A 23,392-nucleotide genomic window follows, 5' to 3' on the forward strand; every position below is an offset into this window, starting at 1 on the left:
GTAATTTTATAGTAATTCGGTTTTAATAATTTCGGTGCAGATGGTAGGTTTTTCCCAGTGTCCATTGTGTCCGCAGTCTAAAGTGTATGCTTTTATATTATTCCTGTCCGGAAGATTTTCCATAACCTGTACGCTATTCACCGCATTATCAAAACGTCCCGAAAGGATCAGGATTTTTGCATCCAATGTTTCCAGAATATGTCTTTTGTCTGTACGTTCAATCATTCCTTTTACTGAAGCAAGTGCGCCTTCGCGTGGTGTATCCAGGGCAACTTGTTTGGCATAGTCAATCTTATCGCGAAGCTGTTCTTTTTCATACGGATTAAACAAATTTGGAACACCTGCAGCTACATATTTATTGTATTCCTCCATAATTATACGGAAGGATTTTCTTCGGGTATTTTTCTTTTCTTCAGTGTCCGGGAAGTAGGTAGAGAAGAAGAGTGTTATTGATTGTAAATCTTCAGGATACATTTCTGCGTACGCCAGAGAAACATAGCCACCCATGGAATGTCCCAGTAAATGTATTTTACCATTGACAAGATCTTTTAATGTGTTTTTAACTTCTGCAGCCATCAGTTCCATGGTCTGCACTTCTGCGATGGTTTCTGACTTCCCATGACCTGGCAAATCTATTCGCACTACTCTAAAATGTTTTTCCAGTTCAGGAAGCATGTCATACCATACTTCGGTACTCTCCATAACACCATGAAGTAAGACTAAAGTCTGATTGCTATCTCCGGATATTTCGTAATGAAGCATTATAAATTCTTTTTTACGAAAATACGACTTTAGTCCGGGAACAAAAAGCTGACATATGTTTTGGGAGTAAGTATAGAGGTGAATAAAAAAGCGGCCGGAAAATTTCCGGCCGCCTTTAGCATTCTAATGCTATATTATTTATTCTTTTTGTAGTAGTTAATTCCACACTCCAGGAATTTCTTAAAGTCTTCTTTAGGCATATATCCTGAAACAGGTGCGTTTATAACTTTCTGGTCAGGTGTTACTAACACATAATGCGGCTGAGAGTTATTATTGAAGTTTACCTGCTGGAACATAGACCATTTGTCTCCAATTGTCTTAATCTTCTTTTTCTGGCCATTCCCCATATCTATGGATGTTTGCTGGTCAGCAGGAAGTTCTTCTTTGTCATCTACATAGACAGATGCCAGGATAACTTCGTTCTGTATAATTGGCAGAATGTCTGCTTCGCTCCACACAAATTCTTCCATTTTACGGCAGTTTTCACAACCGTATCCAGTGAAGTCAATCAGTACAGGCTTGCCTTCTTTCTTTGCCAATTCTATTGCTTTGAAGTAATCATGCTCTGGTTTTAGTCCCAGAATGCCATCTTTTTCACTTTTGTAAAGACTCACATTCATCGGAGGCAAAATACCGCTTAATGTTGCCAGTCTTGGTTTTTCAGAAGGAAGTAAGCCCGGAATCAAATAGAGAATAAACCCTATTCCCAGTACACCTAATATTTTTCTGGTAACGGATATTTTTGGATTTTTATCATCGTGCGGGAATCTTATTTTTCCGAATAAGTACAATACTAATCCAATCGTGATGAGAATCCATAGTCCTATAAATATTTCTCTTTTCAAAAGGAATGTTTTAGAAACCAGGTCTGCTTTGGAAAGGAATTTTAATGCTAGCGCAACTTCTATAAAGCCTAATACAACTTTCACAGTATTCATCCACCCTCCGGATTTTGGTAATGACTGTAATGCTTGCGGGAATAATGCCAGTAATCCGAAAACAATAGCCCATGCCAGACCAAATCCACCTAAAGCAAAAGTCAATAATACCGGAATATTTTTAGCGCTGGAAGCAACACCTCCCAATAAGCTCCCCAGAATAGGACCAGTACATGAGAATGAAACAATAACCAATGTAAGGGCCATGAAGAATATACCGATTAAACCTCCGGCTTCCTCTGCCTTTGCAGATTTGTTAGCAATCCAGTTTGGCAGTGTGATCTCGTAGTATCCGAAGAAACTCAGTGCAAAGAATAAGAATATTGCAAAGAAGAATAGGTTCAGCCATATATTGGTAGAAATATCATTGAAAATATTTCCGCTGATACCGTCCAGAATATAAAATGGAATACTCAATGCCACGAAAATAAGCAGAATGAAAAGTCCATAAATAATGGCATTTCTTTTTCCCTTCGCCTTGTTAGCTGCTCCTTTTGTAAAGAAAGAAACAGTAAGCGGGATCATTGGGAATACACATGGCGTAAGAAGAGCAATAAGACCTCCTAGAAAACCAAGAACAAATACCAATCCGTTGCCGGAATCCTCTTTTACCTGCTCTGTTCCACAATCTACCAAAGGTTTTCTGAAATCCAGGCTATTTACTCTGACTCCGTCTGTACTTACAGGCATTTTTACTTCTACATCGGCAGTAGTTCCGGTTTCGGTAATTGTTGTGGTTTCAGGCATTGTATCCTGTGCTTTAACCTCTTCTTTTTCTTCAGCTTTAGCTTCTCCGGTTGCTGCAACCTCTTTCTCGAATTCTAGCGTATTCGGAGCAAGACAAACACGGTCATTACATGTCTGGAAGGTAATTTCTGCAACTACTTTAGCCGCTTTCTTAGGATCTTTTAATTTGAACTTCTGAATAAATTTAGCAGAATTGGAATAGTATACAATCTGAGCTCCGAAAGCCTCGCTAAATTCTTCAATTTTTTTGCCACCTTCACGGAAGCCACCAATGGTTTGTATGTCCTTGGAGGTCACTTTCATTTCGGTAGGAATACCACTGTCCGGTGGTAAATCTTTGGAATAAATATGCCATCCACTCTCCATTTTAGCAGTTAATACCGCTTCATACTCACTATCACTAACCTTGTTTAGTTGGTAGGTCCATTTTACTACATCTTTAATCTGGGCACTAAAGCCAGTATATACGAATAGTAAAAATAGCCAAAGCCATTTTTTCATAAATACAAATATATTTTTGGGTTATTGTTTTCTGGCAGAAATCTTCCGTCTTGTCGATAATTGATGATTCCAACGACATTTTCCTCCGAATCTGAAAGTAGCCAGACTTTTTGCCTTGCTAAAATAGAGATTTTTTCGTCTTTAAAGAATTTTGAGACTAACTTTTTGCCTTTCATTCCTTTAGGGTGAAAAAAATCTCCGCTTTTTGCTTTGCGTAATTTTAGGGGTAAAGCGACCTTTTGAAGATCTATTTCCCAATAAGGTTTCTGATTTAGTTTGTTTTCAGAAAGTAACATTTTTTCAGGAATGCTAATCGGTTCGTCAGGAATCAAAATTATTTCCTGCTCTGTTTCTTCCTCGGAAATATTTCTAGGAGTTATAATAAGCTGGTTCCGGTGAATAAAGAGATTGAGTGTATTTCTTTTAAACTGGCTTCCTGAAGCTGCTTCAAAAATCTTTTGTTGCTCAACAGGATTGGTAAAACCATATTTTTTCAGAACTTCATAACGAACAAAATCCGACTGAGAAGCCAATTTTTCTTTATCCAGAATAAGTTCACCATCTGTTTCAGAGATAATGATATCATCCAGTATTTTTTGCAGTTGTTCCTCTATAAAGTTTTTTGCCTGATTGAGAAAAGAGATGCTTTTATCGAAATTCTCCCAAAAATGAGGATTTGTTTTCTCCATTTCAGGGGAGATGTCATGCCGGATTTGGTTCCGGAGATAGTCTCTGCTCAGATTTGTATGATCCTCCCGGAAACTAACCCCATTTTCCTTCGCAAATTTATAGATATCTGTTTTTGTTATATGGAGTAGAGGGCGGAGTATTTTGTTGCTGTTTTCCGGAATACCGCTTAGACCTGTGATGCCAGATGCTTTAGAAAGGTTGATAATGAAGGTTTCTAACTGATCATTCAGATGGTGCCCCATTACAATAAAATCTAACTGTTGTTCCTCTAAAAGGCCGAAGAAAAAGTGATAACGTATTTCCCTGGCCCATAATTCTATTGAATTCTCAGGTTTGTTGTCTTTCTCAGATACATCATATGTGTGAAGAATAATATTGTGCTGTAAGCAAAAATCTTCAACGACCTGCTGATCAAGATTAGAGTCTTCTCCACGCAAATGATAATTGACATGAGCAGCTTCAAAAGAAATTCCTGCTTTCAAAAATAAATCCGCAAGAACCATGCTGTCTGCTCCGCCACTTAGAGCAAGCAGAAACGACTGATTCTCTGTAGTATTGTGAAGGCTTTGTAAGTGTTCTTTCAGGTATGTAGATGTTAGCTGGGGCATATACAGGTTTAAACAACAAAGGTAGGATTTTGCTAGTTGCAAAAATAATCTGAAATTTGTTAAATAGTTTTTACCCATTCGTCTTAATTGTATTACGGATAAAAGCTATTATTAACCTGTATATAAGAAGAAAATGGCTTTATTTGAAGAAAAATTCCCGGAAATAGAAAGGTATCTGGAAGATAATGCTTCTGCAGAACCCGATATCCTGAAACGACTGAGAAAAGAAACTTTTCAGAAAACAACACAGCCGCATATGATTTCCGGCTATCTTCAGGGACGTTTTTTAAGTATATTATCACATATTCTGAACCCTAAGAATGTTTTGGAAATCGGAACTTTTACCGGATATGCAACATTGAGTATGGCGGAAGGGCTGGCTGAAGACGGAAAGATTTACACGCTGGATAAAAATGAAGATCTGGCTTACCTGCCTCAAAAATATTTTGATGAAAGTGAATACAGTGCTCGGATCGAATTTATTTTAGGAGATGCTAAAGAAGAAATTAAAAAATTAGATGTAACTTTTGATTTAGTATTTATAGATGCTGACAAAGAAAATTATGCAGCTTATATAGAACTTATAAAACCAAAACTCCGAAAAGGAGGGGTAGTGCTTATAGATAATGTACTATGGTACGGAAAGGTAATAGAAGAAAATCCTAAAGATAAATCTACCCAACAGATTAAAATGGTTAATAAAATTGTAACAGAAGACCCGGATTTCGAAAATGTAATTCTACCTTTGCGGGACGGTGTACATTTAATTAGAAAAAAATAATGGATAAAGGAGTTTGTAACGTATCTGTAGCTCCGGTGCGAGCTGATAAAACAGATAAAGCGGAGATTGTTACAGAGATGCTGTATGGAGAGAGTGCGGATATACTGGAAGTAATAAATAACTGGACCAGAATCAAGATGCACTATGATGGCTATGAAGGCTGGATTGACACCAAGCAGATTACTTTGGTAACAGATGATTTTCTGACAAAAAGAAAAACCCATCTCGTTACAGAACCTTTCCAATCCCGTGTAATGGAGAGTGGGAAAATGTTGTTGTCTATGGGTTCAGAAGTTTCTTTTGAAACTGTACATGCACAACGTGGCGCAACAATACGCCAGAGTATTGTAGAAACAGCTAAAGAATTTCTAAATGTTCCATATCTGTGGGGTGGTAAGAGTTTCTTTGGAGTCGATTGTTCCGGATTTACACAGCTAGTGTTAAAAGTACACGATATAAAATATCCCCGTGATGCTTATCAGCAGGGAGAAGTAGGAGAACCATTAAGCTTCATAGAAGAAGCACAACCAGGAGATCTTGCCTTCTTTGAAAACTCTGAAGGGCGTATTATTCACGTTGGTTTTATGCTTGAGAATAATCAGATTATTCATGCACATGGTAAAGTGCGTATTGATACCTTGGATTCATCAGGTATCTTTAATAAAGAACTAAATAAACATACTCACAAACTTAGATTTATCCGAAATATTCTTGGATAATCTATAAACCTAAAGCGATGTCTAAAGCCCAACAATTTGCCAAAGTATGGATTGAAGCATGGAATTCTCATGATCTGGATGTTATTCTGAGTCATTATTCAGAAGATATAGAGATTACAACACCTATGATTAAGATGGCACTGGGAGAAGGTGATGGAAGCCTGAAGGGTAAGGGTGCTGTTGCTGATTACTGGAGAAGAGCGCTGGATAAAATGCCGGATTTGCATTTCGAGCTTTATGATGTAACGGAAGGAGTTAATTCTGTTGCGCTTTATTATAAATCAGTAATGGATAAAAAAGCTGTTGAAGTGATGTTTTTTAATGAAGAAGGTAAGGTGAATAAAATGTTTGCACACTATACTGTTTAGAATAAATTCAGTTTCCGGATAAAGAATGTTTTTTTTATACGATATATCTATCTCGCTAATGGCCTTCGGGATGAAGATTGCTTCACTTTTTAATGAGAAAGTGAAGAAAGGTGTGGTCGGGAGAAGAGATTCCCTGAAAAATATTCAACAGGCATTTGCTAAAGATGATAAAGTTATCTGGATGCATGCTGCCAGTCTAGGCGAATACGAACAAGGGCTTCCTGTTCTTGAAAGATTAAAAACCAAGTATCCTGATTATAAAATTCTCGTTAGTTTTTTTTCTCCATCGGGTTATGAAAACGTAGTGAAGAAAAAGCATATTGCTGATGCTATCTGCTACCTTCCATTTGACAAAAAAAATACAATCCAGCGGTTTGTAAATTCATTTCAGACGGTTATTTTTTTTACGGTAAAATATGATTTCTGGTATCGATTGCTGGAAGTATTACATCAAAAGAATATACCAATTTATGTGGTTTCAGCTTTGTTTTATGAAAAACAAAAGTTCTTTACATCCGGAGGACGATTTTTGGTGGAACAGCTCCGGAAAAATGTCAATATCTTTTTTCACCAAACAGAGCATTCACTGAAGCTTGCAGAATCAATAGGGCTTACCAATTCTTTGTATACAGGAGATACAAGGTATGACAGAGTAAAGCAAAATGTAAAGAACTTTACAGAGGTCCCGCTTATTCAAAGTTTTATTCAGAACAAACCAGTCTTAGTTATCGGTAGTTCCTGGGAAGCTGAAGAAAATTTGGTTGAAAAATTTATTAATGAGAATGCCGACACAAAAATAATTCTGGCCCCTCATGATCTGAAACGTATTCCACAGATTAAGCAACGTTTTGGTGATAAGGCCGTTTTGTATAGCAGTTTAGAAAGTACCCAATTATCAGCTTTAGATTATCAGTTATTAATTATTGACAATATAGGAATGTTGTCCCGTCTTTATCATTATGCAGATGTTGCTGTGGTGGGTGGTGGTTTTCATACTTCAGGTTTGCACAATATATTGGAAGCAGCTGCTTACGCTGTACCTGTAATTTTTGGAAATCGGTATAAGAAAAATCCTGAAGCCGATGCTTTGATCGATGCCGGTGCTGCGAAAAGTTTTTCCGATGAAAGTGATGCTGTTGCGTTTCTTCTTCAATTATTCCGGGACGAAGAAAAAAGAAAAAAAATGGCTTCTATAGCTGGTAAATTTATTGCAGATCAGCCAGATGCGGCTGCTATTATCCTTGATAATATTCATTGTAACTAAGAGGCTGTTTAAATTTTGATTAAAAATAATATTAGACTTCGATAGTTCGTCATGCTCACTATAAACTCAACTCAGTCTGACACTCCTAAAATGAAGATATCTTGAACATGTAATGTCACTCTGAGCCTGTCGAAGAGTATTAACACTAAGATTTAAACAAACCCTAAATACTTATATACTATTTATGAAAAAGTTGGAATGAATATATCTTTTTATTTAATTTCACGACATAGAGAAATATTAATATCAGATGAGTATGAAACTAAAACTATTCTTTTTATTTATTGCTGCTTTTTTAGCAATCGGATCATGTAGTTCCCGGGATAATGATAACAATTACCTTGTGGTTGAGCCTTCAGAGGTTTATGGGAATTGGAGGCTTGAATCTCTTACTATTGAGGGAAATGGGCAGAAAAAGGTTTTTAATGACGAATGCTTCCGCAGATCTACAATTTTATTTAATGGTGCAGATGGTAAGGGTGTAGAGCGTAGTTACGAAAGTATTTCAACACCAGGTACCTGTAAAGATTCCGGAAATCTTAACTTTACATTTAGTGTAGAAAGGGGTACAATTTATCAGACTTATACAAACGGGCAAAAAGATGAAGCAAGAGTAGAAGAAGTAACAAATACAACGCTTGTGGTTTCACAAAATAGAACCGTTGATAACATAAAGGTAAAGGCTACGATAAAGTATATCAAGGCATAACAAAAAAATAAAGTCAATATAATTTAATAGATCTCCACAAGCTTTTGTGGAGATTATTGTTTTTTATATTGTACTTTTGTGAAAATCTAATTTTAATAAAAAATAATTTTATAAAGTGTATTACGATCATAACCAGATTGAAAACAAATGGCAGCATTATTGGGCCGAAAATGAAACTTATAAAACCGATGCGAAATCTACAAAGCCTAAATATTACGTACTCGATATGTTCCCTTATCCATCAGGAGCAGGACTGCATGTGGGGCATCCGCTGGGCTATATCGCTTCGGATATTGTAAGCCGTTACAAAAGACATCAGGGATTTAGTGTCCTGCATCCTATTGGTTATGACAGTTTCGGATTACCTGCAGAACAATATGCAATTCAGACAGGGCAGCATCCGGCTATTACAACAGAAGAAAATATTAACCGCTATGAGAAACAGCTGAAAAGAATTGGTTTCTCATTCGACTGGTCCAGACAATTCCGTACTTCAGATGCTAGTTATTACAAATTTACACAGTGGATCTTTATAGAATTATTCCATTCGTGGTATAATAATGATACCGATAAAGCTGAAGCTATTGATACTTTAATAAAGCATCTTTCTGAAAAAGGAACAGAAGGTTTAAATGCAGTTCAGACTGAGAAATTGGAATTTTCAGCTGCTGAATGGAATGCAAAGTCAGAGAAAGAACAACAGGAGATTTTATTAAACTACCGTTTGGCTTTCCGTGCAGAGACTACTGTAAACTGGTGCCCGGGACTAGGAACTGTACTGGCAAATGATGAGGTTATCAATGGTAAATCTGAGCGCGGAGGTTTCCCGGTGTATCAGAAAAAAATGATGCAGTGGAGTATGAGAATTACGGCTTACTCTGAAAGACTATTACAAGGATTAAAAACATTAGACTGGCCACAGCCGTTGAAAGACGCTCAGGAATACTGGATTGGTAAATCTCAGGGAGCAGAAGTTAACTTTGGTCTTGAAAATTCTGATGTACAGATAAAAGTGTTTACAACACGACCTGATACTATTTTTGGTTCTACTTTTATGGTATTGGCACCAGAAAGTCCATTGGTACAAGAGATTGTAACGGCTGAGCAGAAAGAAGAAGTACAAAATTACATAGAGCAGACTTCTCTAAAATCAGAAAGAGACCGTATGGCAGATGTGAAAACTGTTTCGGGAGCCTTTACAGGAGTTTATGCAATTAATCCGTTTACCGGGAAGAAAATGCCGGTTTATATTTCCGACTATGTATTAATGGGTTACGGAACGGGAGCTGTAATGGCTGTTCCTGCACATGACGAGAGAGATCACCGTTTTGCAAAGAAATTCGGGTTAGAAATTACCGAAGTGGTTGAAGGAGGGGAGAATGTTCAGGAAGAACCATTCATTGCTAAAGATGGTATTTGTATCAATTCAGATTTTCTAAATGGCCTGAAATATGAAGAGGCAAAAGCAAAAGCTATTGCTGAAGTTGTTAGCCGTGGTTTAGGAAATGCTACAACCAATTACCGTCAGAGAGATGCTATCTTCTCCCGTCAGAGATATTGGGGCGAACCGGTACCTGTATATTATAAGGATGATGTTCCTTATACTTTGCCTGCTTCTGCATTACCATTGGAATTACCAGAAGTAGAAAAATATTTGCCAACTGAAGATGGAGATCCACCATTAGGAAACGCTAAAGATTACGGATGGGACGAAGCTAATCAGAAAATTGTAGCGACTGACCTTATCGATAATAAAACAATCTTCCCATTAGAGCTGAGCACAATGCCAGGTTGGGCTGGTAGCTCATGGTATTTCCTACGTTATATGGATGCTCACAATGACTCCTACTTTGCAGATAAAGAAATGACAGATTACTGGGGGCAGGTAGACTTATATATAGGTGGTAGTGAACATGCTACTGGTCACCTATTGTATTCCCGTTTCTGGAATAAGTTTTTAAAGGATCGTAATTATATAGAACAAGAGGAACCTTTCCAAAAGTTGATCAATCAGGGGATGATCTTAGGGATGAGTGCTTTTGTATTCAGAATTGACGGAACAAATCAGTTTGTTTCAAAGAGCCTTGCTAAAGATTATGTTACTCAGAAAATCCATGTTGATGTATCTTTATTAAAAGGAGCAACAGATGAACTGGATACTGAGGCTTTCAAAAGTTGGAGACCCGAGTTTAAAGATGCTGAGTTTATTTTAGAAGAAGGAGATAAATACGTTACCGAGCGTGAGGTAGAAAAAATGTCCAAGTCTAAGTTCAATGTTGTGAATCCTGATGATATTTGTGATGAATACGGTGCAGACTGTCTTCGTTTGTATGAAATGTTCTTAGGTCCGTTAGAGCAATCCAAGCCGTGGAATACACAAGGACTTAGTGGTGTTTATGGTTTCTTAAAGCGTTTGTGGAATTTATACTTCAATGCCAATGATGAGTTTGAAGTTACAGATGAAGAACCAACAAAAGAAGAATACAGAGTTCTGCATACTCTGATCCAGAAAGTTCTTTTTGATATCGAGAACTTCTCATTCAACACCTCTGTAAGCTCGTTCATGATTGCAGTGAATGAACTGACTAAATTAAAGACAAACAAAAGACAAATATTAGAGCCTTTGGCTGTTATTATTTCTCCTTATGCTCCACACATTACAGAAGAGATATGGTCTCTTTTAGGGAAAAAAGAAAGTATAGAATATGCTCCTTTCCCGGTGTTTAATTCACAGTATTTGGAGTTGGATGAGATAGAATATCCGGTAAGCTTTAATGGTAAAATGCGTTTTAAGGCAGCATTATCGGCAAACCTTACACCGAAAGAAGTGGAAGAAGCAGTGCTGAAACTTGACAAAACAATTGAAATCTTAAACGGGGCAATACCTAAGAAAATCATTGTTGTGCCTAAAAAAATTGTTAATTTCGTTATTTAGTTCATTAAATTTTGGTATATTTATCATTTATACGATAAAATATGTTGTATGAAAAATAACACAAAAGTGAATAAAAATTAACATTGGCTAATTGATAAAAAATAAGGAGGTTTATTTTTGATTTTTAAACGATTCTTTGTTATTTAACAAATTCAGTTCCGATTTTGGAACAATGGATTATCTGAGAAAAACAAAAATAGTTTGTGAAAAATGACAAAAATCATCATTATTGAAATTGCGTCTTGCATTTTCCAATAAAATGACTTTAATTTACAACCTCAAAAATTTGAAGAAATAAACAATAAATAATTTAGATTAATATGGAAATGAATGTTTCAAACACAGAGCACGAAGTTGTTGCTAAAAAGAAGGGAGGTTTAAATCCTGCGATTGTAATCCCTATTTTATTTGTAATTGGTATTGCAATTTATTTATTCGTATTCGGTAACCCGAGTAACTTTAAGAAAAACCCTGCTTTAGATGGAGTAGCGTCTGTAGCCCTTGCGGATATTAAATCCACAGAACTTCACCCGGCTGAAGGAAAGCCAATGGGTATCGTTTACATGGGTGGTCCAATCGTACCTATTCTTCTTACTTTCATGATTACAGTAGTTGTTTTCTCTTTCGAAAGATATTTCGTTCTTAAGAAAGCTTCTGGTAGCGGTAACTTAGATAACTTTGTTAACACAGTTAGAGGATACCTTAACAGAAACGAAATCAACGCTGCATTAGAAGAGTGCGACAGACAACAAGGTTCTGTAGGTAACGTTGTAAAAGAAGGTCTTACAACTTACAAAGCTCTTGAGCATGATAATACAATGAACAAAGAGCAAAAGTTAGTAGCTTTAGGGAAATCTCTAGAAGAAGCTACAACTCTTGAAATGCCAATGCTTGAAAAGAACATGATGATTCTTTCTACATTAGGTACAGTTGCAACGTTAGTAGCACTTTTAGGTACGGTAATCGGGATGATTAAAGCGTTCTCTGCTTTAGGTTCTGGTGGTGGTACTCCTGACTCTGCTGCATTATCAGTAGGTATCTCTGAAGCACTTATCAACACGGCTTTAGGTATTGGTACTTCTGCTGTTGCAATTATTCTTTATAATTTCTTTACTTCTAAGATCGATGGATTAACTTATAAGATTGACGAAATCGGAATGAGCATCCAACAATCTTTTGCTGAGCATAACTAATCAGGACAGAATATAATATTCTGTTTAACAATAAATAAATTATAAAGAATTAAGAAATGGCGAGAGTTAAACCAAAACGACATGGTGTAGTTACCGATATGACGGCAATGACGGATGTTGCTTTCCTACTTCTTACGTTCTTCATTCTGACAGCGCAGTTCAAGAAGCCAGATGCTGAGGCTATTACAACGCCTTCATCTATTTCTACAACTTCGTTAGACGATACTAATTTAATGACGATTAGTATTACTCCGGATGGAAGGTATTTCTTTACACCTATTGATAATAATTCTGAGAAAGTTCAGGTATTAGATAAAATGGCAGGGCAGTACAGAATTGGATTTTCTGCTGCTGAGAAAAGTGAATTTCTTAAGTTGCCAATGGTAGGTGCCTCTATGGCGCAGATGAAAAGTTATCTTAACTTGCCGGATGCTCAGAGGGCGAATGTAAAGGGTGCTACAATTCCAATGGATAGTGTGAATAAAGAACTAGTAGATTGGGTAAAATATAGTTTGGAAGTAAATCCTGATGCCAGACTTGCAATTAAAGGTGATGCAAAAGCGCAGTACCCTAAATTCAAGGCTCTATTTGAAGGATTGAAAGATATTAAGTTTTATAAATTCGTTCTGATTACTTCTTCTGAAAATCAGTAAAAAATATTCAACATGGCAGAAGTACAAGTACAGGATAAAGGAGGCAAGGACGGCAAAGTCCGCTCCAAGAAAGTAAATGTAAGGGTCGACATGACCCCGATGGTAGACTTAGGTTTTCTTCTGATTACATTCTTCATGTTAGCAACTACTTTAAGTAAGCCTAACACGATGGATATGAAGTTGCCTGCGAAGCCAGATAAAAATCAACCGGTAGATGTTCCTCAGATTGACCTAACAAACTCAATCACATTCTTACTAGGAAAAGATGATAAAGTATATTATCACCAGTTAGACCAAACAGGTTTAACAGATCCAAGTAAGCTTCAGGAAACTACATTTGATAAAAATGGTATTGAGAAGGTGATTGATGATGCTAAAAGAAAAGCTCGTAAACCAGATATTTTTACTGTAATTATTAAGCCTACAGATGACTCTAACTACAAAAATTTTGTAGACTTGTTAGATGAAATGGCAATTACTAAGAGTGAAAGATACGGTATTGGTGAAGTGAAGCCTTGGGAGCAGAAAATCTATGATCAGAAAATAGGTAAGTAATTACCTTTTTTAACAAAAATAATTTAATTATGTCAGTAGATAATATTAATGCAACTTACGGTAAACCAGCAGAGCTGGATGAAATCGTATTTGAGCATAGAAATAAAGAGTACGGGGCGTATGATCTGAGAAAAAGTTACAGACCTATACTGACAAGATCTTTACTAGTAGGTTCAGCATTATTTCTTTTTGCTGTACTTGCACCTTTAGTTTATCTAAAGATAAAAGAAGGGCAACAGAAAGAAGAGACTAAAGTGTCAGTGGACTTAACAGATATTAAAGATATCCCACCACCGGTAGAAGAAAAAGAACTTCCGCCACCGCCACCACCGCCACCAGTTGAGCCTCCTAAGCAAGAGATTGTAAGGGATATGATTCCGGAGCCGAAACCAAATCCTAAAGTGGAAGAACCACCTAAGAAAATTGAAGAGGTAAAAGAAACTACAATTGGTACAACAAACCAGGAAGGTGAGAAAATTGCTAAATACACTCCACCACCGCCACCAGCTAGTACAGGTGCAGGTAAGAATGTTGAAGCTCCTAAGCCAGTAGGTAACGAAATCGTTGACCGAGTTGACCAGGAAGCAGCATTTGCAGGGGGTATTGAGAAATTTAGAAATTTATTTACAAGTAATTTCGATAACTCTTCTGTAGAAGGTGAAGGTACATTGAAAACTACAGTTACTTTCGTTGTAGAAAGAGATGGTTCTCTTTCTGACGTTAAAGCTTCAGGACCTAATTCTGACTTTAACAGAGAGGCTGAAAGAACAATTAGATCAATCAAAGGGAAATGGAGCCCAGGTAAGCTTAACGGTGATCCTGTAAGATCCAGATTCAGATTCCCGGTTACAATGAACTTCGAATAAGTTTATACCTAAATAAAAAAAGAGAAGCTATTGCAGCTTCTCTTTTTTTTGTATTTTTGTTTCCATGACGTTTAATTTGTTATCAATTGTTGCGGGAATTTGTTATATCACATTGGGTATTTTTGTGATTATGTATAAATTTTTCATTGTAGAATTAGGAGAAGCTGCTGCATATCCGCTGGGTGGGCTACTTATCATATATGGTATTTTCAGACTGATAAGAGTCGTAAATAAATTCAGAAAGAGAAATGAAGAATAGCCTTTTTTTATTAGTATTATTAATCATATTAGGATCATGTAATAATGATAAAAAAAATGATTATGCTACAGGCAGTGTAGTTATGGCTACAGATCCTTCTTTCTATAATGTTGCAGATGCGCTTTCTTACCGCTATATGAAAGTATATCCGGATGCAAAGATCGAGCTGAAACAAATGAAAGAAAAGGAAGCTCTAAAAGCTTTAATTGATAATAAAGTTTCTACTATTGTAATGTCCCGTGAACTAACGGAGACAGAAAAACAAAGTTTTCTTAGCAACATCAAATTAAAAGCTGTTCCGGCATATTTTGCTGCTGATGCTTTAGTCTTTGTTGTTCCAAAGGAATCTTCAATAGAAAAAATTTCGGTAGATGATGTTGCAAAGATGTTGACTGACGAAAAAAGAACTTTAATCTTTGACGGGGCAAATACGAGTAATACAGATTATATTGCTGAAAAACTTAAAATTGATCCTGCTAAAATGCAGTATTCTTCGTTAAAGTCCAATGAAGAAATTATTGAAAATCTGACTAAATTCCCTGGTCATATTGGGGTAATTAGTCTTAATACAATTAGCCGCCCTTATGATGAAAAGGCTAAAGAATTAAGATCAAAAATTAAAATACTTAATATTACAGATGCAAAAGGAGAATTTGCTCCTAGCAGAGAGAATCTGAGGTATCAGAAATATCCATTTACACGTATATTATATTTCCTTACCAATGAAGGTAATTTCGGAGTTGGGAATGGGTTTATAAGATACTCCTGCAGTCAGGTTGGTCAGCTTATTGTTGATAAGAATGGACTGCAGCCTTATCTACTGTACAAGAGAATGGTAGAAATAAAGTAAATATTAGTATTTTTTTAACATTAGTTCCGCAATATATGGAATAGTAATTGTGTTTATATTTAAGAAGAATAATTAATAAAAATAGAATAATTATGAAAGAGAGATTTGGATTATCAAAGAAAATAGTGTTAGGTGCAGCTGCTTTTTTTGCCATGAATATGGTAGGAGCACAGACAGTTGCGGAAGGAATTAATGATATTGACGGCTATAAATTTGGTAAAGCTAAAGAAGTCTACACAGCACTAGTAAACAAAGAACCTTCAGACGCTAACTATTTCTATTTAGGAAATGCTTATTTAGTTCAGTCTGAACCAGATTTTGAAAAAGCAGCAGAATACTTTAGTAAAGGTGTTGCTTTAGATGCAAAGAAATCATTCTTCAGCAGAATTGGTCAGGCATCAGTTAAATTAGGAAAAGGAGATAAAGCAGGAGCTATTGCAGAACTTAACCAGGTTGCTAAAGACTCCAGAGAAAAAGATCCTGAAGTATTATACAGAATTGGTGAAGCTTTAGCGCTTTATCCTAACCATAACGATCCTAAACTATCGATCGAATATCTTAATAAAGCAGTTAATCTTGCTGAGAAAAAAGGAGTTCCTGAGTATTACTACTATACTCTGGGAGACGCTAACCGTTTGAACAAAAACTGGGGTGAAGCAATGAATGCTTATGACAGAGCATTGGAAGTTGCTAAAAACAAAGCTGCAGTATATACAAGAATCGGTACATTATGGACTTCTGCAAAACAGTGGGAAAGAGCTAAAGATAATATCGATAAAGCGATCCAGGCAGATGCAAACTATGCACCAGCATACAAAGCAAGAGGTGGATTCAACATCGTATACCAAAAATATGATCAGGCTGCATTGGATTACAAGAAATATTTAGATCTTGCAGATTCAGATCCTAATACAGTCTTAGATTATGCTAAATTAGCTTTCCTTGCGAAAGACTACACTAATGCAGGATCTGCTTTAGATTCTGTTTTCGATAAAATTGATGACCCTATTAAATACAGAATTAAAGCTTACTTACAGTACCAAGCTAAAGATTACGCAGGAGCAAAAACAAGTTTAGAAACGTTCCTAAGCAAAGCTGAAAAATCCAGAATCCTTCCGAGTGATTCAGGTTTAGAAGGTTTAATCTTAGCGGCTATCGGTAAAGAGAAGAAAGATGCAGCAATGTTACAACAAGCACAACAAAAAGTTGCTGTTGCTAAAGCTGCAAAAGACGAAACTTTCGACTGGGATGCTGAACTAGCTTCTGCTAGTGGTACAGCACCAAAAGTAGCTTCTGGTGAAGGTGGTCCTTCAAATGCTGCAATTGATGCATTGAAAAAGCAAGTAGCAGCTGATCCTAAAAACACGGATTTACTTTATAAATTGGCAAATGAATACCAAGGTGTTCAAAACTGGGGTGGAGCAGCTTCTGCATGGTCTCAGATGGCAAATGTGTTACAAACATGGGAGCCTGCTTACTACAGCTTAGGTTATGCATTACAGAAAAGTGGTGACGCAGCAGGAGCAATCGCTGCATACCAGAAATATGTTGATGTATTGGCAGCTAAACCAGCAGCAGATCAAGCTAAAGGAAAAGAGTTATTGGCTAACTCATACTACAACATGGCAAGCTTAACAGCAAACGCTGACAAAGCAAAAGCATTAGAGTATGTAACTAAAGCTCTTGAAGCTAACCCTGCAGACGCAGATGCTGCAAAACTAAAAGAAAAGTTGAGCAAATAATTTCTATTAGAAGAAATGAAAATATCAAAAACTTCTGGTCCCACGGATCAGAAGTTTTTTTTAATTTTAGATCATGGTAAAGAAAGTAGATATATTGGCTATAGGAGCTCACCCTGATGATGTTGAGCTAAGCTGTAGCGGAACTCTGGCCAAACTTATTTCTGAAGGAAAAAAAGTGGCTATTGTAGATCTGACACAAGGAGAGTTGGGAACAAGAGGAACTTCGGAAATCAGGCATCAGGAAGCGACAGAAGCGGCAAGAATCTTAGGGGTCGAATACCGGGAGAATCTGAAGCTGAAAGACGGCTTTTTGGTAAACTCAGAAGAGTATCAGCTTCGTATTGTGGAAGCTATTCGCAAATACCAACCGGAAATAGTGCTTTGTAATGCACTGGACGATCGACACCCGGATCATGCTAAAGGAGCTAAGCTGGTATCAGATGCATGTTTCCTATCCGGATTGAGAAGAGTTGAAACATCTATAGACGGCCAAGAGCAGGCAGCGTGGAGACCTAAACATGTTTTCCATTATATTCAATGGAAAGATCTTCAGCCGGATTTTGTTGTAGATATTACCGGATTTTTGGATAAAAAAATTGAATGTTGTGCAGCATATTCATCACAATTTTATGATCCAAACTCTAAAGAACCTGTTACACCTATTGCTACAAAGGATTTTTATGAGAGCATTACATACAGAGCTCAAAATTTGGGTAGACAGAGCGGTGTAGAGTTTGCAGAAGGTTTTAATACAGCAAAATTAATTGCATTGAAAAATTTTGACGGAATTATTTGCCAGTAACGAATAATAGTGTATCTTTGCACACACAAAACCAAAACGGTGGTTGTAGCTCAGTTGGTTAGAGCGTCGGATTGTGGTTCCGAAGGTCGGGGGTTCGAGACCCCTCATCCACCCAAAATAAAAGCTGTCATTTATGACGGCTTTTTTTATGTTTGAAAGTATCTGTTTTCATTTATAAAACTGATTAGAATTTTCTAATAACCATTTATTCTCAGCACTTTTCTGCTAAATTTGGAGAAAATTGTCATATTATGAATATTCTGCTGATAGAAGACGAAGCTGGTGTTTCCAATTTTATTAAAAAAGGACTGGAAGAAAGTCAGCACCATGTAATCCTGGCATACGAAGGTGCTATGGGGCTTCAGCTAGCTATGGAGCAGGATTTTGATTTGATTATTTTAGATGTAATCCTTCCACAGGTGAATGGCTTTGAAATATGCTCGGAAATAAAGCGTTTTAAGCCGGAAATTCCGGTTTTAATGCTGACGGCACTCTCTACCATACAAGACAAGCTAAAAGGCTTTGATAAGGGCGCAGATGACTATCTTACCAAACCATTTCATTTCGAAGAGTTACTGGCGAGGATTAATGCGCTAAGCCGAAGAAATCAGAATAGCCTTCCGGTACTAACCTATACTGCAGATGATCTTGTAATGGATTGCTATAAGAAAGTTGTAAAAAGGGCAGGGCAGGAGATTACGCTGACGGTAAAAGAATATGCCTTGTTAGAATATCTTCTGGTAAATAAAAACAGGGTTATTAACCGTGCAAAAATTGCAGAAGCAGTTTGGGGGATTGGCTTTAACAGAGGGACTAATCTTATAGATGTCTATATTAACTATGTAAGGACAAAAGTAGATAAAGGCTTTTCAAAGCAACTGATACATACTGTAGTCGGAATGGGTTATATACTGAAAGACGAATAGTATGAAACTACAAAGACGTTTATCTTTAATTTTTACAGGCTTATTTGCCGTACTGCTGATAGCAGTGCTTACTTCTGTTTATTTTATTGTAGCACAGGACTGGCAGAATAATTTCCGAAAGCAGTTAGAAGACCGAGCTTATACTGTAGGGCATAATTACCTGGCCCAAGATAACTTCTCTAAAGTGGAGTTTGATGAAGTACTTCGTAAGCTCCCCAGAACACTGCCCAAAGAAAAAATAAGAATTTATGATACCAGCTTTAACCCGGTTTTCATAAAGGAAAATACAACGACATGGGATGGGAAAATTCTGCAACAGGTAGCTCAGAAGAAAACTCTTTTTTATAAAAATGATCATAAATATGTTATCGGTATCTACTACGTAGATAATTCCGGAGATTATATTGTAATGGCTGAAGCAGAAAATGCTTCCGGGGAAAAGTCTCTGCAGGAACTTCGAAATGTAATGATTATAAGCCTTGTGATAGCCTTGGGTATCTGTATAGTACTTGGAGAATGGTTCTCATATCTTTGTCTGAAACCTATTAAGAGGATTAACCACAGAATGGAAAAGATTCAGGCAAGCAGCCTGGATTATAGAATTCCTGTAGAAAAAGGAAGTAAAAATGAAATTACAGTTCTTAGCTCTACAATTAATGATCTTTTACAAAGACTTCAAAACTCATTTGAAAGCCAGCAGTCATTTGTTTCCAATGCTTCTCACGAATTAAAAACGCCTATTGCTTCCTTATTGGGAAATGCTGAAATAGCATTGCGAAAAGACCGGGAGACCGAGGAGTATAAAGAAATTCTGGAAGGAGTCCACCGTGATGCTACCCGTATGGACAGTATTGTAAGCGATTTGCTTATGTTGTCACAGTTGGAGCATTCTTCATATCCTTTATATAAAATGGCTCTGGAAGAATTTATCTGGAAAGTTACAGATCAATATATGGAAGATACTTCCGGTACACGTCTGAATATTGAAATTGAAAATCCGGATAAATTCCAAACGACATTTATAAATATTAATTCAGGCTTAATGGAAATTGCCATTAGCAATCTTATCTCTAATGCATATAAATTTTCACAGAAAGAAGTAGAAATGAGAATTCGTATTAATAAAGATGCTGTTCTAATATCAATTGTCGATCAGGGAATAGGAATTGCACCGCAGGATATAGAAAAAATTACCCGTCCGTTTTACCGAAGTCAGAACGCCTATGGTATTAAGGGCTTTGGTCTGGGCTTATCATTATCATCCAAAATCATAGAACAAAATAAAAGTAAACTATCATTTCAGTCTGTATTAGGAATTGGGACTACTTCTATAGTTGAAATACCTGTTGTGCCATAATGAACAAGTTATTAGAAATTTTTAATGACTTTCTAATTGGTCTTTAATATTGTTTTAAAATCTTCCTAATCCCCCATATTTACTTTTGCTCTGTAAAAAAGTAATTAAATATGTTCGGAAACAGGAAAATGATTCTGGCCGCGGTTTTCTTTCTCGGAATAACTGCAACACTAAAGGCTCAGGAATCTGTACATGATATTATTGTGCGGGATAAAACCACTCAGCAGCCTTTATCCAATGTAAGTATTAAAGATACAGCGACAGGAAAGGAGATAGTAACGGACGGAGACGGGAAGGTAGCTATTGAAGTTAAAGCAGACCCGCGGACCTATGTTATTTCATTAGAAGGTTATATTGCTCAGGATATTGCTTTAAGTGCTGGCAAGCTACCGGACAGTGTATATCTGTCACCCGAAACAAAACAACTGGAAGGTGTTGTATTAACCGGGTATACAAGGCAGTCCAAGGCTAAGACGACAGGTTCCGTGTCCAGTATAAAGGCAGAAGTTATTGCAAAGACTCCGGTTGCTTCGTTAGATCAGGCGTTGCAGGGGCAGGTTCCGGGATTGTATGTGGCTTCTCCTTCCGGGCAGCCGGGAGCAATGGGGAGGGTAACAATCCGAGGGATAGGTTCTGTGCAGGATGATAAAACAAATCCATTATATATACTGGACGGAGTGCCTATCAGTCCGGAAGTTTTTGCGGTACTTAACCCCTTAGACTATGAGGATATCGTAGTACTAAAAGATGCATCTGCTACTGCGCAATATGGTTCGAGAGGAGCAAATGGTGTAATACAGATTACTTCTAAAAAAGGAAAAAACAATGATAAAGGGCACTCTCAGTTTTTTTATCAGAATCAATTCGGAATATCTTCTGTAAATAATCAAAAATGGGATATGATGAACAGTTCCCAAAGATTAGAATTTGAAGAAATTCTGCAAGACCCTAATTTCCCTGGTTGGGCATATTCCAGAAAAAATCCATATAAGATTGTCAACGGGCAGAAAATTGCAAAAACAGAATCCGATTATACAGAAGGTGATCAGAAGTTGGCAGATTTGCGGGCAACAAATACAAACTGGAGAAAGCTGCTTTTAAGAAACGGAGTCACCAATTCCCATTATCTAAGTATGGGTGGTGGTGACCAAAAGACCAATCATTATTCATCGCTTTCCTATTTTAAGCAAGAGGGTGTATTGCCAAACTCCGGAGTTGAAAGATTTAACATTAATAGTGGAGTGAATCATAAGAGTGGACGTTTTACTTCCTCTTTTAATCTTAATTTAACCGGAGGGCAGACACAACTTTCTGAATCCGATTTTGATGTAAGCGAAACCAATCCTGTGGCATCTCTGTATTTTGCAATGCCATATGAAAAACCATATGATAAGGATGGGAATCTTACACCAGGTGTAAACCGGTTTGGCGCAAATGCTTTGACCATGTACCAGGATATAAGCCGGAAAGAGAAGCAACTTCAGGGAGTCTTGTCGTCTAACCTTTCATTTGAAATTACCAAAAATCTGAAATTGACCAGTACATTGGGGGTGAACCATCAGCAAACGAGATTTACGAGAATTATAAAACCGGATACATACTTCGGAAGTATGGTAGATCCTGGTGAGCAGGGGCTCTATGAAAGGATTAATACACAGAAAACTTCCTACATGGCCAATTTTGGGTTTAATTATAAAAAGAGATGGGGCTCCAATGAAGTCGAGGCGATTGCCCTTGCTGAGTTCAATAAATATAGTACTAACTATGATGGTTTTACTGGTTATGGACTTATACCCGGACTGGAAAATACGCCGGGGGGAATTACACCCGGAACACCAGACAATAATTTTATTCCAAAAATAAGTGGTGGTGCTTCCGAAAATATATTGGTATCACAATTAGGAATGCTTAGATATTCTTATGCAAACAGATTTACTTTATCCGCTAGTCTCAGACGTGATGGATCCTCCAGAGTTCCTTTAGAAAACAGGTATAAATATTTTTACGCTTTCGGGGCAACCTGGAACATGAAGAATGAAGAATTCCTGAAGAATTGGGATGCTTTAAGTACACTTAGATTAAGATTAAGCCATGGATTAACAGGAAATGCGGGCGGCTTTGCAAGTGATTTTGGTTATCGCCAGCTATACAAGCCTCAGCATTATAATGGTTATACAGCTTTTGTCCCAATATCTCCGGGTAACCCCAATTATAACTGGGAGATGAATAAGATATCGGATGTAGGGTTAGAATTCGGATTATTTAAAAACAGAATTATTGGAGAAGTTGATCTTTATAACAGAATAACAAGCGATTTGTTTATCAACCGTAGTCTGTCTATGACATCTGGTTTCGAGTCTATTGCAGACAATATGGGTAAAATCAGAAACAGAGGAGTAGAGTTTCGTTTGTCCGGAGACATATTCAGAAACGATAATTTTAGCTGGAATCTGGGGCTTAATCTGGCCTACAATCAGAACAGAATCCTGAGCCTGGGATCCGAAGATGAAATTGTTACAGAAAATTATTCCATACACAAAGTAGGCTCAGCTCTTGGGCATTTTTATATGGTAAGATGGGCCGGAGTAGATGCTGCTACCGGAGCGCCATTGTATTATGATAAAAGTGGTGCTGTAACCAAAGAATATAATCCGGAAAATGCTGTAATGGTAAAAGGATCCTATGATCCACCAATTAAGGGAGGAATAACAACGTCATTTACTTATAAAAATCTTCAGGTTAATGCCTTATTTACTTTTGTGAAAGGAATGTACAGACTCAACACTGCCGAGTTGTACAGAACTTCAGCCGATCCTAACTATAGAATTTATAATCAGTCCGCTGATATGCTGAATATGTGGCAGAAGCCAGGGGACGTAAGCCAGAATCCGGGAGCTCAGTATGCAAGATATATGACAGATCGGGAATTGCAATCTGCGGATTATATAAAGCTGAGAAATGTTAGTATCAATTATAAACTGAAAGATCTAGGCAGTCTGAATAAAGTCTTTAAAGAGGTTAACATTTTTGCTCAGGGACAAAACTTGTTGACTTGGACAAAATGGAAAGGGCAGGATCCGGAAGATGATAACAACTGGTATCAGTATGAATATCCTTTGCCAAGAACAATTACATTAGGCTTTAATGTTTTATTTTAAATGATAAGA

20 protein-coding genes and 1 tRNA gene are annotated in these 23,392 nt (G+C 37.0%); 18 read left to right on the forward strand and 3 right to left on the reverse strand.

Annotated features, from left to right (window positions below; genetic code table 11):
* Nucleotides 1-6 precede the first annotated feature (6 nt).
* The 3 genes from ATE49_RS03160 to tilS all read right to left on the reverse strand — a co-directional run bounded on the left by ATE49_RS03160 (nucleotide 7) and on the right by tilS (nucleotide 4,246).
* Complete coding sequence (locus ATE49_RS03160; RefSeq protein WP_065081065.1) at nucleotides 7-762, reverse strand: alpha/beta fold hydrolase; 756 nt, start codon at nucleotides 760-762, stop codon at nucleotides 7-9.
* 134 nt (nucleotides 763-896) lie between these two features.
* Complete coding sequence (locus ATE49_RS03165; protein WP_065081066.1) at nucleotides 897-2,948, reverse strand: protein-disulfide reductase DsbD family protein; 2,052 nt, start codon at nucleotides 2,946-2,948, stop codon at nucleotides 897-899.
* Nucleotides 2,945-4,246, reverse strand: coding sequence for a tRNA lysidine(34) synthetase TilS (gene tilS, locus ATE49_RS03170; protein WP_065081067.1), 1,302 nt, complete (start codon nucleotides 4,244-4,246; stop codon nucleotides 2,945-2,947). The genes ATE49_RS03165 and tilS overlap by 4 nt, the downstream gene beginning before the upstream one ends.
* A gap of 133 nt (nucleotides 4,247-4,379) precedes the next feature.
* On the opposite strand from tilS, the gene ATE49_RS03175 reads away from it, so the two are divergent.
* The 18 genes from ATE49_RS03175 to ATE49_RS03260 all read left to right on the forward strand — a co-directional run bounded on the left by ATE49_RS03175 (nucleotide 4,380) and on the right by ATE49_RS03260 (nucleotide 23,383).
* Complete coding sequence (locus ATE49_RS03175) at nucleotides 4,380-5,027, forward strand: O-methyltransferase (protein WP_065081068.1); 648 nt, start codon at nucleotides 4,380-4,382, stop codon at nucleotides 5,025-5,027.
* Nucleotides 5,027-5,746: a C40 family peptidase gene (locus ATE49_RS03180; protein ID WP_059156703.1), complete on the forward strand. Its 720-nt coding sequence runs from the start codon at nucleotides 5,027-5,029 to the stop codon at nucleotides 5,744-5,746. The genes ATE49_RS03175 and ATE49_RS03180 overlap by 1 nt, the downstream gene beginning before the upstream one ends.
* Before the next feature lie 17 nt (nucleotides 5,747-5,763).
* A complete protein-coding gene (locus tag ATE49_RS03185; protein WP_065081069.1) occupies nucleotides 5,764-6,114 on the forward strand; it encodes a nuclear transport factor 2 family protein in 351 nt (116 codons plus the stop codon).
* 25 nt (nucleotides 6,115-6,139) lie between these two features.
* A complete protein-coding gene (locus tag ATE49_RS03190; protein ID WP_065081070.1) occupies nucleotides 6,140-7,378 on the forward strand; it encodes a 3-deoxy-D-manno-octulosonic acid transferase in 1,239 nt (412 codons plus the stop codon).
* Nucleotides 7,379-7,634: 256 nt separating this feature from the next.
* On the forward strand, nucleotides 7,635-8,087 hold the full coding sequence (locus ATE49_RS03195; RefSeq protein ID WP_260255542.1) for a lipocalin-like domain-containing protein: 453 nt from the start codon (nucleotides 7,635-7,637) through the stop codon (nucleotides 8,085-8,087).
* A 115-nt stretch (nucleotides 8,088-8,202) separates the two neighbouring features.
* Nucleotides 8,203-11,022 carry a leucine--tRNA ligase gene (leuS, locus tag ATE49_RS03200; RefSeq protein ID WP_065081072.1) on the forward strand — a complete coding sequence of 940 codons (2,820 nt, stop codon included), beginning with the start codon at nucleotides 8,203-8,205 and terminating at the stop codon, nucleotides 11,020-11,022.
* Between the two features lie 320 nt (nucleotides 11,023-11,342).
* Nucleotides 11,343-12,215, forward strand: a complete 873-nt coding sequence (locus ATE49_RS03205) for a MotA/TolQ/ExbB proton channel family protein (RefSeq protein WP_009085523.1) — start codon at nucleotides 11,343-11,345, stop codon at nucleotides 12,213-12,215.
* Between the two features lie 56 nt (nucleotides 12,216-12,271).
* Complete coding sequence (locus ATE49_RS03210) at nucleotides 12,272-12,868, forward strand: ExbD/TolR family protein (RefSeq protein WP_065081073.1); 597 nt, start codon at nucleotides 12,272-12,274, stop codon at nucleotides 12,866-12,868.
* A gap of 12 nt (nucleotides 12,869-12,880) precedes the next feature.
* Nucleotides 12,881-13,423 carry an ExbD/TolR family protein gene (locus ATE49_RS03215; protein ID WP_065081074.1) on the forward strand — a complete coding sequence of 181 codons (543 nt, stop codon included), beginning with the start codon at nucleotides 12,881-12,883 and terminating at the stop codon, nucleotides 13,421-13,423.
* A 29-nt stretch (nucleotides 13,424-13,452) separates the two neighbouring features.
* Entirely contained in the window at nucleotides 13,453-14,289 is an 837-nt protein-coding gene (locus ATE49_RS03220) for an energy transducer TonB (RefSeq protein ID WP_065081075.1), read from the forward strand.
* 130 nt (nucleotides 14,290-14,419) lie between these two features.
* A complete protein-coding gene (locus ATE49_RS03225) occupies nucleotides 14,420-14,548 on the forward strand; it encodes a hypothetical protein (RefSeq protein ID WP_255522142.1) in 129 nt (42 codons plus the stop codon).
* A complete protein-coding gene (locus ATE49_RS03230; RefSeq protein ID WP_059343489.1) occupies nucleotides 14,538-15,398 on the forward strand; it encodes a PstS family phosphate ABC transporter substrate-binding protein in 861 nt (286 codons plus the stop codon). The genes ATE49_RS03225 and ATE49_RS03230 overlap by 11 nt, the downstream gene beginning before the upstream one ends.
* A 92-nt stretch (nucleotides 15,399-15,490) precedes the next feature.
* Nucleotides 15,491-17,140: a tetratricopeptide repeat protein gene (locus tag ATE49_RS03235; protein WP_059343490.1), complete on the forward strand. Its 1,650-nt coding sequence runs from the start codon at nucleotides 15,491-15,493 to the stop codon at nucleotides 17,138-17,140.
* A gap of 73 nt (nucleotides 17,141-17,213) precedes the next feature.
* Nucleotides 17,214-17,942 (forward strand): bacillithiol biosynthesis deacetylase BshB1, encoded by a 729-nt coding sequence (bshB1, locus tag ATE49_RS03240; RefSeq protein WP_059156714.1) that lies wholly within the window; start codon nucleotides 17,214-17,216, stop codon nucleotides 17,940-17,942.
* A 39-nt stretch (nucleotides 17,943-17,981) separates the two neighbouring features.
* A tRNA-His gene (locus tag ATE49_RS03245) sits at nucleotides 17,982-18,055 on the forward strand.
* A 138-nt stretch (nucleotides 18,056-18,193) separates the two neighbouring features.
* Complete coding sequence (locus ATE49_RS03250) at nucleotides 18,194-18,868, forward strand: response regulator transcription factor (protein WP_065081076.1); 675 nt, start codon at nucleotides 18,194-18,196, stop codon at nucleotides 18,866-18,868.
* 1 nt (nucleotide 18,869) lies between these two features.
* Nucleotides 18,870-20,225, forward strand: coding sequence for a HAMP domain-containing sensor histidine kinase (locus ATE49_RS03255; RefSeq protein WP_065081077.1), 1,356 nt, complete (start codon nucleotides 18,870-18,872; stop codon nucleotides 20,223-20,225).
* A gap of 110 nt (nucleotides 20,226-20,335) precedes the next feature.
* Nucleotides 20,336-23,383, forward strand: a complete 3,048-nt coding sequence (locus ATE49_RS03260; protein WP_065081078.1) for a SusC/RagA family TonB-linked outer membrane protein — start codon at nucleotides 20,336-20,338, stop codon at nucleotides 23,381-23,383.
* Nucleotides 23,384-23,392 lie beyond the last annotated feature (9 nt).

This window comes from Elizabethkingia miricola (genome assembly GCF_001675285.1).
Lineage (GTDB): Bacteria > Bacteroidota > Bacteroidia > Flavobacteriales > Weeksellaceae > Elizabethkingia > Elizabethkingia miricola.

Bases quoted from the DNA above. Each gene is read 5' to 3' on its own strand.
- ATE49_RS03160 (WP_065081065.1), bottom strand. From the start codon at position 762: ATGCTTCATTACGAAATATCCGGAGATAGCAATCAGACTTTAGTCTTA.
- ATE49_RS03165 (WP_065081066.1), bottom strand. From the start codon at position 2,948: ATGAAAAAATGGCTTTGGCTATTTTTACTATTCGTATATACTGGCTTT.
- tilS (WP_065081067.1), bottom strand. From the start codon at position 4,246: ATGCCCCAGCTAACATCTACATACCTGAAAGAACACTTACAAAGCCTT.
- ATE49_RS03175 (WP_065081068.1), top strand. From the start codon at position 4,380: ATGGCTTTATTTGAAGAAAAATTCCCGGAAATAGAAAGGTATCTGGAA.
- ATE49_RS03180 (WP_059156703.1), top strand. From the start codon at position 5,027: ATGGATAAAGGAGTTTGTAACGTATCTGTAGCTCCGGTGCGAGCTGAT.
- ATE49_RS03185 (WP_065081069.1), top strand. From the start codon at position 5,764: ATGTCTAAAGCCCAACAATTTGCCAAAGTATGGATTGAAGCATGGAAT.
- ATE49_RS03190 (WP_065081070.1), top strand. From the start codon at position 6,140: ATGTTTTTTTTATACGATATATCTATCTCGCTAATGGCCTTCGGGATG.
- ATE49_RS03195 (WP_260255542.1), top strand. From the start codon at position 7,635: ATGAAACTAAAACTATTCTTTTTATTTATTGCTGCTTTTTTAGCAATC.
- ATE49_RS03205 (WP_009085523.1), top strand. From the start codon at position 11,343: ATGGAAATGAATGTTTCAAACACAGAGCACGAAGTTGTTGCTAAAAAG.
- ATE49_RS03210 (WP_065081073.1), top strand. From the start codon at position 12,272: ATGGCGAGAGTTAAACCAAAACGACATGGTGTAGTTACCGATATGACG.
- ATE49_RS03215 (WP_065081074.1), top strand. From the start codon at position 12,881: ATGGCAGAAGTACAAGTACAGGATAAAGGAGGCAAGGACGGCAAAGTC.
- ATE49_RS03220 (WP_065081075.1), top strand. From the start codon at position 13,453: ATGTCAGTAGATAATATTAATGCAACTTACGGTAAACCAGCAGAGCTG.
- ATE49_RS03225 (WP_255522142.1), top strand. From the start codon at position 14,420: ATGTATAAATTTTTCATTGTAGAATTAGGAGAAGCTGCTGCATATCCG.
- ATE49_RS03230 (WP_059343489.1), top strand. From the start codon at position 14,538: ATGAAGAATAGCCTTTTTTTATTAGTATTATTAATCATATTAGGATCA.
- ATE49_RS03235 (WP_059343490.1), top strand. From the start codon at position 15,491: ATGAAAGAGAGATTTGGATTATCAAAGAAAATAGTGTTAGGTGCAGCT.
- bshB1 (WP_059156714.1), top strand. From the start codon at position 17,214: ATGGTAAAGAAAGTAGATATATTGGCTATAGGAGCTCACCCTGATGAT.
- ATE49_RS03250 (WP_065081076.1), top strand. From the start codon at position 18,194: ATGAATATTCTGCTGATAGAAGACGAAGCTGGTGTTTCCAATTTTATT.
- ATE49_RS03255 (WP_065081077.1), top strand. From the start codon at position 18,870: ATGAAACTACAAAGACGTTTATCTTTAATTTTTACAGGCTTATTTGCC.
- ATE49_RS03260 (WP_065081078.1), top strand. From the start codon at position 20,336: ATGTTCGGAAACAGGAAAATGATTCTGGCCGCGGTTTTCTTTCTCGGA.